Source organism: Aliidiomarina celeris, from assembly GCF_003316875.1.
In the GTDB taxonomy this organism is placed as follows: Bacteria; Pseudomonadota; Gammaproteobacteria; order Enterobacterales; family Alteromonadaceae; genus Aliidiomarina; species Aliidiomarina celeris.
Map to the genome: position 1 here is coordinate 146,021 of NZ_QMIL01000007.1, position 12,866 is coordinate 158,886.

15 protein-coding genes and 3 tRNA genes are annotated in these 12,866 nt (G+C 48.1%); 1 reads left to right on the plus strand and 17 read right to left on the minus strand.

Annotated features, from left to right (window positions below; translation table 11 throughout):
• Nucleotides 1-2: 2 nt before the first annotated feature.
• From bfr (DQW12_RS12250) to ybgC, 17 genes are all read right to left on the minus strand, one after another.
• Entirely contained in the window at nucleotides 3-461 is a 459-nt protein-coding gene (bfr, locus tag DQW12_RS12250; protein WP_113908152.1) for a bacterioferritin, read from the minus strand.
• A 29-nt stretch (nucleotides 462-490) separates the two neighbouring features.
• A complete protein-coding gene (gene bfr / locus DQW12_RS12255) occupies nucleotides 491-964 on the minus strand; it encodes a bacterioferritin (RefSeq protein WP_113908153.1) in 474 nt (157 codons plus the stop codon).
• A gap of 80 nt (nucleotides 965-1,044) precedes the next feature.
• Nucleotides 1,045-1,284 carry a bacterioferritin-associated ferredoxin gene (locus DQW12_RS12260; protein WP_232819980.1) on the minus strand — a complete coding sequence of 80 codons (240 nt, stop codon included), beginning with the start codon at nucleotides 1,282-1,284 and terminating at the stop codon, nucleotides 1,045-1,047.
• Between the two features lie 360 nt (nucleotides 1,285-1,644).
• Nucleotides 1,645-1,735: transfer RNA gene (locus tag DQW12_RS12265), tRNA-Ser, on the minus strand.
• Between the two features lie 38 nt (nucleotides 1,736-1,773).
• Nucleotides 1,774-1,989: a DUF2798 domain-containing protein gene (locus DQW12_RS12270; protein ID WP_232819982.1), complete on the minus strand. Its 216-nt coding sequence runs from the start codon at nucleotides 1,987-1,989 to the stop codon at nucleotides 1,774-1,776.
• 24 nt (nucleotides 1,990-2,013) lie between these two features.
• A complete protein-coding gene (locus DQW12_RS12275; protein ID WP_113908155.1) occupies nucleotides 2,014-3,414 on the minus strand; it encodes an SLC13 family permease in 1,401 nt (466 codons plus the stop codon).
• A gap of 57 nt (nucleotides 3,415-3,471) precedes the next feature.
• A complete protein-coding gene (locus DQW12_RS12280; RefSeq protein ID WP_113908156.1) occupies nucleotides 3,472-4,317 on the minus strand; it encodes an NAD-dependent epimerase/dehydratase family protein in 846 nt (281 codons plus the stop codon).
• A complete protein-coding gene (gene nadA, locus DQW12_RS12285) occupies nucleotides 4,317-5,357 on the minus strand; it encodes a quinolinate synthase NadA (protein ID WP_113908157.1) in 1,041 nt (346 codons plus the stop codon). Before nadA ends, DQW12_RS12280 begins: the two co-directional genes overlap by 1 nt.
• A 117-nt stretch (nucleotides 5,358-5,474) precedes the next feature.
• Nucleotides 5,475-5,550, minus strand: a tRNA-Lys gene (locus DQW12_RS12290).
• A gap of 34 nt (nucleotides 5,551-5,584) precedes the next feature.
• Nucleotides 5,585-5,660: transfer RNA gene (locus DQW12_RS12295), tRNA-Lys, on the minus strand.
• A 185-nt stretch (nucleotides 5,661-5,845) separates the two neighbouring features.
• On the minus strand, nucleotides 5,846-6,577 hold the full coding sequence (ybgF, locus tag DQW12_RS12300) for a tol-pal system protein YbgF (RefSeq protein WP_113908158.1): 732 nt from the start codon (nucleotides 6,575-6,577) through the stop codon (nucleotides 5,846-5,848).
• A gap of 40 nt (nucleotides 6,578-6,617) precedes the next feature.
• Nucleotides 6,618-7,205 carry a peptidoglycan-associated lipoprotein Pal gene (gene pal, locus DQW12_RS12305; protein ID WP_113908159.1) on the minus strand — a complete coding sequence of 196 codons (588 nt, stop codon included), beginning with the start codon at nucleotides 7,203-7,205 and terminating at the stop codon, nucleotides 6,618-6,620.
• 67 nt (nucleotides 7,206-7,272) lie between these two features.
• Entirely contained in the window at nucleotides 7,273-8,577 is a 1,305-nt protein-coding gene (gene tolB / locus DQW12_RS12310; protein ID WP_232819987.1) for a Tol-Pal system beta propeller repeat protein TolB, read from the minus strand.
• Between the two features lie 62 nt (nucleotides 8,578-8,639).
• Nucleotides 8,640-9,494: a cell envelope integrity protein TolA gene (tolA, locus tag DQW12_RS12315; RefSeq protein WP_113908161.1), complete on the minus strand. Its 855-nt coding sequence runs from the start codon at nucleotides 9,492-9,494 to the stop codon at nucleotides 8,640-8,642.
• A 2-nt stretch (nucleotides 9,495-9,496) separates the two neighbouring features.
• On the minus strand, nucleotides 9,497-9,931 hold the full coding sequence (gene tolR / locus DQW12_RS12320; protein ID WP_232819984.1) for a protein TolR: 435 nt from the start codon (nucleotides 9,929-9,931) through the stop codon (nucleotides 9,497-9,499).
• Nucleotides 9,928-10,641, minus strand: a complete 714-nt coding sequence (tolQ, locus tag DQW12_RS12325) for a protein TolQ (RefSeq protein WP_113908178.1) — start codon at nucleotides 10,639-10,641, stop codon at nucleotides 9,928-9,930. Before tolQ ends, tolR begins: the two co-directional genes overlap by 4 nt.
• A complete protein-coding gene (gene ybgC / locus DQW12_RS12330; protein WP_113908162.1) occupies nucleotides 10,631-11,032 on the minus strand; it encodes a tol-pal system-associated acyl-CoA thioesterase in 402 nt (133 codons plus the stop codon). The genes tolQ and ybgC overlap by 11 nt, the downstream gene beginning before the upstream one ends.
• Before the next feature lie 576 nt (nucleotides 11,033-11,608).
• On the opposite strand from ybgC, the gene DQW12_RS12335 reads away from it, so the two are divergent.
• Nucleotides 11,609-12,508 (plus strand): DNA ligase, encoded by a 900-nt coding sequence (locus tag DQW12_RS12335; protein WP_113908163.1) that lies wholly within the window; start codon nucleotides 11,609-11,611, stop codon nucleotides 12,506-12,508.
• Nucleotides 12,509-12,866: the final 358 nt, after the last annotated feature.

A 12,866-nucleotide genomic window follows, 5' to 3' on the forward strand; every position in this document is an offset into this window, starting at 1 on the left:
GCTTAAACTTGCCCTTGTAAATAAAGCTCAAGACCAAGCGTATCAATAAGCCTGAGCTGCTGTTTGAGCCAGTAGGCGTGGTCTTCTTCTGTGTCTTTTAAAATACCAACAAGCATTTGCCGAGACACAAAATCTTGCTCTTGTTCACACAGTTGAATAGACGCTTTTAAGTCTTTCGCATTGGCCAGCTCTAGATCGAGATCAGCGGTAATCATCTGCTTAACGTCATCGGCTGGAGGCAACGCATGGCGCGCTTCTAAATCGGGTTTACCACCTAAAAGTAGAATACGGTCAATAAGTAGCTTCGCATGCCCCCGCTCGTCGTCTGCTTCATGTGCAATCCGAGCATGAAGCTTAGTAAATCCCCAGTCTTCATAAAGTGCCGAATTGCGTGTGTATTGGTCAATCGATGTCAGTTCCCACTTGAGTAGGGTGTTTAATGCTGCAATAACTTTACTCATTTTCAACGCCTCCTTCGGAACAACCGTACTTAAGCAGTCGCCATTTTGGTTTGTAAATAACGCTCTGCGCCAAGCCGCTCAATTAAATCAACTTGGGTTTGCAACCAGTCTAAATGCTCTTCTTGTTGCTCCAGAATTTCGGTAAGTAAATCTCGGGTTACGAAATCTTGCGCGGTCTCAATCACGGCAATCGATGCGCGTATCGCATTTACGTCAGCCTGTTGCACTTTAATGTCGAGCTTTAAAGCCTCTACCGGTTTCTCACCAATATATAATTTGCCTAAGTCTTGGAGGTTCGGCAGCCCTTCGAGTATTAAAATGCGTTCGATAATTTTGTCGGCATGCACCATTTCCGCAATAGACGCTTTATAAATCACCTTATTCAGTGGTTCAAAGCCCCAATTGCGCAGCATACGCGCGTGCAAAAAATATTGGTTAATTGCCGTTAATTTACGCGTTAAAACCGCATTTAGTTCAGCGATAACAGTAGCGTTAGACGTCATTAGTGCACCTCAGCATTTGATGTGTAGCAAAATTCACTAAGCGCATTACTATGCGCCAGTAATTTAGCTCAAGCTCTATACTAAGTGTAGCAGACCTCTATGTCGATATGTGCAGCAGGGTGAATTTCTACGGGTTGGAAATTGTTATGAATGGTGTCGTGCAATACATCGCGGGCATGGCTAGTGCAGCGCCCACATTGGGTGCCCAAACCAAAGCATTTTTTCAAATCGCGTACACTATGACAGCCCTCGCTCACCGCTGCCTCAATGTCACTGTCTGTAATACCTTTGCATAAACACACGTACATACTAAACCTCATCTAAGAGGCCTTATTATAAATCTAAATGCGAATTGTTATCAACAGTATTTTGAGAAATGGCGTGCGCCTTACGGGTGTTGCTTCGCAACATACAAAACAGCTTCCTGCCGTTTTGCCGAACCCAAGGGCTCTCATCAAATCCTCACCTATCATCAGATACTAAAAAACCGCCACAAGGGCGGTTTTTTACTCATTGCCGGGAGGGATTTACGCACGCCATCCATGGCGTGCGCCCTACGGGTGTTGCTTCGCAACATACAAAACGGCTTCCTGCCGTTTTGCCGAACCCTAGGGCTCTCATCAAATCCTCACCTATCATCAGATACTAAAAAACCGCCACAAGGGCGGTTTTTTAGTATCTGGCGGATAGGGAGGGATTCGAACCCTCGATACGGGGTTACCGTATACACACTTTCCAGGCGTGCGCCTTCAGCCGCTCGGCCACCTATCCTTTAAGCGGCGCTATGTTAGGGAATTCAGCGCCGTTAATCAAGCAAAAGCAGCGGAAATCTTGTCGGCCAGCGCCTTTATTTTTCCAGCGCCAAAGAACACGAGCACAAATGCAATGGGCCATGCAATGTAAAACGCAGTCCACCAACGCCCAATAAAACCTTCCCCAAGGCCTGTGTTCACCCAAGTAATTAATCCTGTCATCAACAATGACATATACACCGACATCAAAATAGGAAAAACAAAACGCTTCACTCTTACTGCCTCTTTAACCGTTGATTACACAAAAACCAGAACCACAATGGTGGTGACAATCGCCATCAGAATATTGAGCACAAAGCCTTCTCGAGCCATTTCTTTTATAGTGACTTTGTTCGACGAGAAAACGATGGAGTTCGGTGGTGTTGCAACAGGCAAACAGAACGCGCAACTACAAGCGATAACCGCGGGGATCATCAAAACTTCAATAGGAATATTGGCCGCCCCTGCGGTCGCGGCTAGAACGGGCATAAGCAAGGTTGCCGTGGCGGTATTTGAGGTCACCTCCGTTAAAAACGACACCGTAATTGCAATACCGAAAATTAATAACCACAGCGGCAACACGGTGAATTGTGCTAACGCACCGCCGATAATGTCACTTAAACCACTTGCCATAACCCCAGCGGCTAAACAAATCCCTCCCGCAAACAGCAAAAGAATTCCCCACGGAATATTAATCGCTTGTTCCCAGGTGAGTAAGCGCCCACCGCGCCCGTTACTGACAATGAACATGGCAACAACGCCTGCTAATGCTATGGTCGAGTCGCCAATTCCGCTTAAACCCAGCCACCCTGTCCACCCTCCAAAGGGCTCAGTGCGTAACACCCAAAGGGCCACTACCGAGCCAAAAACCAGTAGTACCCGTTTTTCATTAACCGTCATTTGCTCTTGCGACGGTAAGGTTAGTGGTGAATCAAGCTGAACACCTCGGGTGAGCCACCATGCGATAACCGGCAAACCGATAATCACCATAGGCACGCCAATGGTCATCCAGCGGGCAAAACCAAAGTTTTCGCCCGCATAGGTTTCATACACTGAAGCAAAAATAAGATTTGGAGGAGAGCCAATTAAAGTAGCAATACCACCTAGCGATGCGGAATACGCCAAACCGAGCAACAAGGCACGCTGAAAACGGTGCTGATTGGACGCTTCCGCGAGTGCTAGCGCTACGGGCAACAAGGCGAGTACAGCCGCTGTATTAGAAATCCACATCGACATAAACGCCGAGGCCACCATAAAAGCCACAATCATTAACTTGGCTCGAGATGCTCCTATCAAGGAAACGAGGTTAAGGGCGAGCCGACGGTGAACACCACTGGCTTCCACGGCTTTCGCCAACATAAATGCGCCCATAAATAAAACAATAACGTGGTCGCCCAAGGAACGGCTTGCGTCTCGTGCGTCTAAAATGCCACCAAGGGGGAGTAAAACAAAGGGCAGTAAAGACGTTACTGGTAATGGTAAGGCTTCAGAAATCCACCACCAGCCGACCCAAACCACGGTCGATAATGTCCATGCCGCTGGTTGTGGCATACCTAAATACACTGAAAAGAAATAAACCAATAGTGCGAGCAGAGGCCCCAGTAGCACATGAAGAGACTTGCTCTGCGGTTGTTCTGTAAGCGGAGACGTAGAGACCATAGCAAACCTAGATGTCGGAACAATAGCCGTTATACTACGACAGAGCATAAGTTATGGCTAATGCTCAATAAGTTCGCTATATCCTTTTTGGTAGTTAGGGTAGTAAAGCTTGAATCCTGTTTGCGTTAACTTCCGATTCGAAATACGTTTACTTCCCCGCGTAGAGCCCTCGGTAACACGCGCCTTCGCTTCTGGATTCAGTCGTTCCGCTAACCAGTGCATTACTTTCGCCTGCTGCACCGGCATGTCGTCGGTTACATTGAAATAAGCGGCGGTAGGTAACGCCAAGTCGCGTTCTATTACGTGAGCGATTGCGCGAGCCACGTCGGTGGCATGAATACGGTTTGTCCAACTGTCTGAAACGGAATATTGCCCACTTTTTATGTGCTCAATTAATCGCGTACGCCCTGGCCCGTAAATACCCGAACAACGTAACACAGCAACCTTCACTGGAGCCGCTTCCAGCACTCGTTCACATGCACGAATCGCCTGCCCAGAGAAACCGTCAGGTTCAGTTGGTGAGTCCTCACCTACGAACTCGCCATGGGTTTGGCCATACACGCTGGTACTCGAAATAAATACAACTTGCCCTGCAAACTGGGTTTGCGTTATGGCTTTGCAAGACTCTTGAATAGGCTTGAGATAACCTTGTTCATAGGCCTCAGCTGAAAATGCTCCGGGCGTCAGCGAAATAACTACCGTATGTGGCTTTAACGCTAACCAACTCAGCCAATCTTGGAGCTTGCGAGCGTCGCCCTGGATAACTCGAACACCAGCGCTGTTATCGTCCGTTTTCGAAGCGCTTCGACGTACGCCGATCACCTCAAATTTAGGTTGCAAAAAAGCGACAGACCGATGACCGAGATCGCCAAATCCCACCCAGAGCAACAAAGGCTTTGGCATTAGCGCTTTCCTTGGTTGAATTCCAGCATGCGCGTGAGCGGCTTCATAGCCCGCTCAGCGAGCCCGCTGTCTACATGGACTTCATGGGCTATGCCATCGGTACTTAGCGCTTGCTCAATCGCCGCTAGGCCGTTCATAGCCATCCATGGGCAATGCGCACAGCTTCGGCACGTTGCCCCGTTGCCTCCAGTCGGCGCTTCAATGAACGATTTTTCCGGAGACAGTTGCTGCATTTTGTAGAAAATGCCCTTGTCCGTTGCCACAATAAAGCGTTGATGCGGTAGAGTTTGGCTCGCTTTGATTAATTGCGAAGTGGAACCTACCGCGTCGGCCATATCAACAATCGCTGCCGGAGACTCCGGATGCACTAAAACTGCCGCATCGGGATACTGCTCTTTCAGCTGCAGCAGCGCGCGCGCTTTAAATTCGTCATGCACAATACAGGCTGCATTCCAAAGCAGCATATCAGCTCCGGTCTGCTTCGCAATGTAGCCGCCTAAGTGCTTATCCGGCGCCCACAGAATTTTCTCACCCTTGGCGTCTAAATACTCCACCACGTCGAGCGCAATGCTCGAGGTTACTACCCAATCCGCCCGCGCTTTCACTGCTGCCGAGGTATTCGCATACACGACTACTGTGTGGTCAGGGTGTGCATCACAAAACTCGCCAAAAGCATCTGCAGGACAACCTAAGTCCAATGAACAGGTGGCTTCTAAGGTGGGCATAAGCACACGTTTTTGTGGGGTTAATATTTTCGCCGTTTCGCCCATAAATTTCACCCCGGCGACAATAAGGTTTTTTGCTTCATGCGCTGCCCCAAAGCGGGCCATTTCTAATGAATCTGCAACACAACCACCCGTTTCTTCTGCAAGTGCTTGAATTTCAGGGTCCGTATAGTAGTGCGCTACCAACACTGCATTTTTTTCTTGCAGCAGTTTTTTAATGCGCGTACGGGCAGCGTCCTTCTCACTCGCAGTGAGCGGTGCTGGCTTGGGTGGAAAGTCAAACTGAAAAGGTTCTACTACGTCTAGGTTGGCCATGATTATTCCGAATATGTGAGTACTAAGCCTATGAGGCTTATTATACTAGGAAACGGTTGAAGGATCACTTTCAGGAACTATTGCGGTATTGGGATGTTACGATGTTGATTCACAGAGTGGTGGGTCGTGCTGGATTCGAACCAGCGACCAATTGATTAAAAGTCAACTGCTCTACCAACTGAGCTAACGACCCAAATCTGTGTTCTATATTGACTGTTTTCGGAAAGTGGTGGGTCGTGCTGGATTCGAACCAGCGACCAATTGATTAAAAGTCAACTGCTCTACCAACTGAGCTAACGACCCTTTTCCGCTTACTGTTACTTTGCAACACTGTGCTAGGCAACGGGCGCATAGTTTACTTAAAACGACGCTGCTTGCAACTTAAAACCGTATTGAAATTGCAATTTTTTTCTTTTTTCACACCTGTTCGACGAATTACTAAACAATTCGAGGGGGTCAAGCCCCCTCGATTAACGTACTCTTAACCTTTAACGGAGTGACTCAAGTTGGCGCGCGGCCATTCCCGCTTCGGTAGAATCAGGGTACTCTTGCCTCACCTGTTCAAATAACGAACGCGCCTGCTCAGCATTTCCTTCCGTTGCTGCAATAATCCCTAACTTCAACATGCAATCGGCACGTTTGGTTGAGTCTGGAAAATCACTAACAACTTTTTGGAAGTTCACTTTGGCGTCGGCATAGTTTTCTTGCGCAAAATGCAACTGGCCGAGCCAGTAATGTGCGTTACTTAAGTAGCTCGAATCCGGATTAGCCGCAATGAAGGCTTCAAATTCTGGAATGGCTAAGTCATACCGACGCTCCTCAAGCACCAAGCGTATTGCTCGGTCGTAGGCTTCACCTTCATCTACACTTGAATTCGCCACAGCGGAGTTTACCGCGCCACCTACAGCTGCACCGGCAAGCCTCGCTTCGGAAATTCGACGGTCAATTTCCTGGTACAAATCCCGCTGTCGATCCAGTATTTGCGCCAATTGGTTGGCGTGGTCTTCCGTAATGCCTCGTAACTCGCTAATTTCTTGTTGGAGCTGCTGTAATTGTTGCAGCATTCGAACTTGGCCTTCCTGCCGCGCTTCAAATGCTCTTTCGAGCCGGTCTACTCTCGCTTCAACCGACTCTTGTGCAATCGCCGGCAAAGTAGCCAACGGCAACGCGAGCGCTGAATACTTTAACCAACTCTTAATGGTGTTTGTTTTACACTTCATATTCCAACAGCTCCAAGCAAAATCCGAAGATTAGGCGTTATTAATAAACCAGAATCGCGCGACGATTTTGTGCCCATGCTCTTTCATTACTTTGGCGAACAACTGGACGCTCTTCGCCATAAGACACAACACTCATTTGCCGTGAGGAAACGCCAAGGCTCTGTAAATAGTCAACCACCGACTTCGCTCGGCGCTCGCCCAGTGCAATGTTGTACTCCGGCGTACCGCGTTCGTCTGTGTGGCCTTCGATTACAACCGTTACAGAAGGATTGCGGGTGAGGTAATCCGCGTGAGCTGCGAGTAACTCTGCGAATTCACCGCGAATCGAGGCATCGTCGAAATCGAAATAAAGCGTTTGCTCTTGGCGTAAGTCAGCATAGCGTTGCTGGCGTTCTTCACGAGCCTGAGCACGCTCTTCTTCCGGAGTTAATACACGGTCTGCAGCACCGGTTTCAACGCCACGTCTGCGTTCGCTTTCAGTCGCACCAGAGCCGATACTTTGTTGTGACCCGGCCTCTGCACTTCTACGTTCATCTACCGTACTTTCGTCACTGGTGGAGCTACACGCTGCAAGAAACAACATAGACGCCGATAAAATAACACCTTTCATTACCGTTTTGTGTTGCATAAGTTGGGTTTCCTTCTAGACCGAGTTCAAATTGCTCTTAAACCAAAAACATACCACGTTTTTAAAGTTAGAGAAACGGTGACCACGCTGGCGACTTTACCTGCCCCTCTCGAGAAGGCAGCCGCGCCTGAAAACGCCCGTCCATTGATACTAACGCGAGCACCTGCCTGTTTTGGTACGTTGTACTGTAAATAATCATACTGCCATTCGGCGCTACACTGGGCGACTCGTCGAGTGAGGTTTGCGTCAACTCCTGAAAATTGCCTGTAGGAAAGTCTTGGCGTGCTATGTGAAAACGACCGTTCGTTTGATTCACAACAACCAGTGAACGGCCATCGGGCGACACAGTTCCACCGAGATTCGCTTCGCCATTAAAAGTTAAGCGCCGAACCTTCGCAGTATCAAGGTCTACTCGATAGAGCTGTGGCCTGCCACCGCGCTCCGAGGTGAACACTAAGGTATTACTGTCGGGTGTCCACGAAGGCTCGGTGTCAATTCGCCAATGGTTGGTGATTTTCTGCAACCGTTTGCTTTCTAGGTCCATCACATAAATATCAGGCGCTCCATCCTTTGAAAGCACCATTGCCATTTTTTTACCGTCAGGAGACCATGCAGGCGAACCATTTATCCCCGGAAAGGAGGTTAGCTTCTCACGCTGCGTGGTATAAATGTCTTGGGTAAATATTTCTGCGCGGCGATTTTCAAAGCTAACATAGGCAAGTTGAGAGCCGTCTGGCGACCATGACGGTGACATAATCGGTTGTGGAGAACGAAGCAATACCCGTTCATTTTCCCCGTCATAATCGGCAACCATAAGTTGGTACGGCAAATCCGCATCAGGGTCAACAAATACATAGGCAATGCGAGTTAAGAACGCACCACGCTCGCCTGTAAGTGCTTCATAAACAACATCCGAAATTCGATGAGCATACTGGCGAAACTGCGTGTCCAAAACCACCGACGTACGTGAATCGAGAATATGGTCTTGTTCAAAAGCAAGATCTTCATCTTGTAAATAGCTGGATAGTCCGCCGGTAATCTGCCCACGTAGCGGATCAATTACCTGGTAGGTCACTTCATAACGACCTGGAGCAAACTCATCAACCGTACCCACTAATACCGCTTCAACGCCAAGCCGCGCCCATGCTGAATAATCCGTAATGTCGGCGTCGGACGACGGAAGGCCCGGCAATTCACTTAACGCCACGGGTTTAAAGCGACCACTACGCAACAAGTCTGCAGAAACAACTTCCGTAAAGTCGTAGGGGCTCTCTCCCTCTCCGAACCAATGAAAGGGAACAACCGCTACTGGTCTTGCGCTATCGGTCCCCTCAGTAATTACAATCTCTAAGGTCGAGTGAGCCGGTTGCATTAAAAACAAACCAAAGCACGCGATAATAACAAGAGTAAACTGCTTCATTGACACTCCAGGCCTTATAAGTTTGGTTCAACACGTAATAGAATATTGTTCATTTCTCGATACACATCCGGATCTTCCGAAACCGGTAGACTACCCGCTCGTAACACCGCCGCTTGAGCCGACTCACACACGGCTCTGTCGCCTTCCATAATTTGCACGTTGGTTACAAACCCGTCTCGAGCAATACTAATACGAAGCTCACACGATTTTCCGCGCATACTTGGGTCCGTTAACCAATTGCGTTGAATCGTCTGACGAATCAACACTTGGTACCGCTCTACCTCGCTCAGCACACGACGCTGACGCGCTTGCTCGCGCTCTGCTCGCTCCTGCTCCGCAGCTTCGCGTAATTGGCGTTCAAATTCTGCTTGAGCACGAGCAGCTTCTTCCTCTCTGCGCTCTTGTTCTTCACGCTGTCGACGTTCTTCCGCCAACCGTTCCTCTTCGAGTCTTTGCGCTTCTAAACGTTGCTCTGCTTCCCGGCGCGCTTGCTCTAAACGCTCAGCTTCTGCTCGAGCTAGACTTTCTTGCTCTCTGCGTTGTTGTTCGGCTCTACGCGCTTCTTGTTGTTCCCGTTGCCGGCGTTGCTCTGCTTCGCGCGCGCGGCGTTCAAGTTCAGCAACCCGAGCTTCCTCAGCTCGGCGCGCTTCTTCGCGCTGGTTCTGAATTTGCGCCACTTGCTCTAAAACACGCGCTTCATCAACCGCAACCGCTTCGATAATTTCTCGCTCTTGCGGTTCATTTGCTCCCAACTCAATAACATGGGGAGAGTCTGTTTTGAATAGTGCGCCGGCTACCACGGTTAAAACAATAGCGCCGTGCAAAACAAGCGACTTAGTAACTGCAATTCCAATACTAGACTCAGACATAACTATTCTTCCGGTGACTGTGTCATCAGGCCCACCGACGGCACACCTGCTCGTTGCAACAACACCATGAGTTGAACCACTTTGGCATAGTTAACATCACCGTCGCCCCGAACCAAAACGGGAGTATCTGGATCTAGCTGCAAATGAGCTGCAACTAAAGTTGCTAAATCGACGGCCGACATTTCTTCGTCGACGCCGCCGTCTACGGCGAGAAAATATTGCCCTTCACGATTCACACTGGCCACAATAGGAGGTGGTGTATCACCTCCTAATGTTTCAGCTTGAGCTGTCGGTAACTCCACTTCAACGCCCTGGCTCATTAAGCCAGCAGTGACCATGAATATAATTAACAAAACCAACATTACGTCGATGTAGGGCACTACGTTCATTTCCGCAATTGGCCTACGTTTTTGACGTTTTCTGATGATTTCTGTCATAGAGAGCTCACCTCTTCAGTCCCTGAAGATTGAGTATTCGACGCAGACTGGCGTTGTAATATAGACGTAAATTCTTCTGCGAAATTCACATATGCGTTGTCGAGCAACTCGACTCTATAAACAAAACGGTTATACGCCATTACCGCAGGAATAGCAGCAAACAAACCCATCGCCGTGGCAACCAATGCCTCCGCAATACCAGGGGCAACCATTTGTAAGGTAGCCTGCTGTACTTCGCCAAGCGCGATAAACGCATTCATAATGCCCCAAACGGTACCAAAGAGACCGATGTAGGGACTAATTGAGCCTATTGTAGCCAAAACTGACAAGCTCTTTTCCAATCGATCAAGCTCCCGTGAATGCGCTACTCGCATTGCACGCTGCGACCCGCTAATAACCCCGGCACTATCAATGGAGCGATTCCCTCTCAACCGAGCGAACTCCCGAAAGCCAGAATGGAACAAATGCTCCATGCCGCTGAGGCGATTACCTTTTGCTGAAACCTCTTTAAATAGCTTCGCTAAATCAACACCTGACCAAAATTTATCTTCAAACTGAAGGCACTCCTTGTGCGCAACTTTGAGAATCCTGCGCCGTTGGAAAATAAGTGCCCAAGACAAAATAGACATCAACACTAGTAGCAGCATCACACCCTGAACAACGAGACCCGCTTGCAGGAAAAGATCAAAAAATGAGAAATCAGCTTGCACCACGTATAACCTCAATAATAGACGACGGAATAGCTTTTGTTTTTACCGCAATAATATCAACGCAGGCAGCAACGATACGCGCACGACATAACAGTTCACCCGTTGCGTTGTATATATTTTGGGAGAATTCGATTGATGCCTTACGAAGCCGTTCGACCTCACAGGTTACCGTTAGTTCATCATTAAAACGAGCGGGAGCTCTTAAATCTAACTCCGCTTTTCTTACAACAAACCCTACACCTTTTTGTAGCCAAGTATCTTGCTCAACTCCAAGCGAGCGTAACCACTCTGTACGCGCTCGTTCGCAGAACTTTAAGTAGTTCGCATAATAAACGATACCGCCGGCATCGGTGTCTTCATAATAAACTCGGACGGGCCATTCGAAACTCACGTTTTATAACTCTCGGCGCTAATCAATAGCGCTCTACTATACCTGAACCGTTGGGCGTTTTGAAAGCGTAGCTGGCGCCTATAGAAAATCAACGTAAACAGAGCGTAAAGGCTTTATTTAATCTAAAGCCAACAAAAACCGAAAAGTAGAATTTTTAGACAGACTTTTATTTATCAATAGCAATAAAGCGAAAACAAATATAGCCTGTAAATACAATTAGTTACGAAATACGTGTACTAAAAAGAAACGCTCAATAAGCGTTACAGATATTTAACACATTAGTTTTTCTAATATGAGAGCGCATTTTTTCTCGTTTGATCAACTCCCCTATCTGCTTATAATACGCTCGTGTTCTGGGGCAAGGCCCCTGTCAAATCTAAAGGTTGTCGCTTTTAATTTTGGCAAATGAGTTTACTCATTGTAGTTCCTGGATTTACTTCCTCCTTGTTGTTGTTATTTTAACCGCCCTCTGGGCGGTTTTTTTTTGTGAAAATGTAGGCGATATCTGATTTTTTTTGCGAGAGTTAACCCTAACTTTCATAATCAGAGCTTAACGATTCTCAGGGAGGAAAATCAATGTCAACGATCGCCGGTGCACTTTTCTTTAACACTTTGCTTGTTCACGGAAATACCAGTCTTGAACTTAAGCTTCAAGCAGTTCCCTCTACCGAGGAAGTAAAAGCGCCCTATAACACCGAAGAACTACCGATAATGCACTCGGTAACCTATAACGGGTTAACAGATTACGAAAATTACTTTGTCAGTGAGAAACTCGATGGCGTGCGCGCATTTTGGAACGGAACTACACTTCGAAGCCGCCAAGGCATACTTATACAAGCGCCGCTCTGGCTGTTAAAGTCACTACCTAATACATCTTTGGACGGCGAACTGTGGCTAGGTCGAGGAAAATTCCATAAAGTTAACGCTTTAGTTGCAAGAAACAATCCCACCGATCCAGAATGGCGAGACGTGCAATACGTAATATTCGACAGCCCGAACCATACCGGAACATTCTCAGAGCGGTATTTTGCATTAAAGAATATGCTACCGTTTCGAGATCCAACCGACCCAGGTGCTCCTGTATATGTGCTTCGCCAGCACCAAATTCACGCAAAGGAACAAGCTGATAACTTTTATCAAGACATTATTTCCAATGGAGGTGAAGGCATCATGTACCACCACCAATTCAACTACTATTCTGGATTAAGAACCCCTTACTTATTAAAGCGTAAGCCTGTCGACGAAATACGCGCTCGTGTCATCGGATACAAACCCGGTCAGGGGAAATACTCAGGCCAAGTAGGTTCTTTACTAGTAGAAGACGACGAGCAACAACAATTCCACGTAGGTAGTGGTTTAACCGACAAGCTAAGAAACTCGCCCCCAAGTATAGGGGCATATGTTTGTATTCGTCACTCAGGGTTAACGCACAAGAACGTACCTAGATTCCCGCGTTATGTAGAGTGTGAGCAATAGATAGCGATCCAATATCCAATTATAGAAATTCCGAGCTGCAATGTACACCGACGGATGGTGCAAACGCTCCCGAGGGGCACGCCAACAATTTCCTCTGAAAATTGTTCCCGCGCTGGTCGGTCGCTTGGCGGGATCTGCATCTGCGTCGGCAACGTTACAACGTTGGCGCAATGGATCTCGGAATCGTGGCCACGGGCCATTCCGTGTTAAAGGCCTGGCGTGACGCGTGATTTGAATGACATGGAGCAACGCGCGGCGGTGCCGCGCCTTGTATCTCTCACGGTGAAATGTTTAGCTAGCATTTCACCAATGAAGTAAGTGAGGTAGTGCCGCGCCTTAGTCATCGAGACTGTGACGT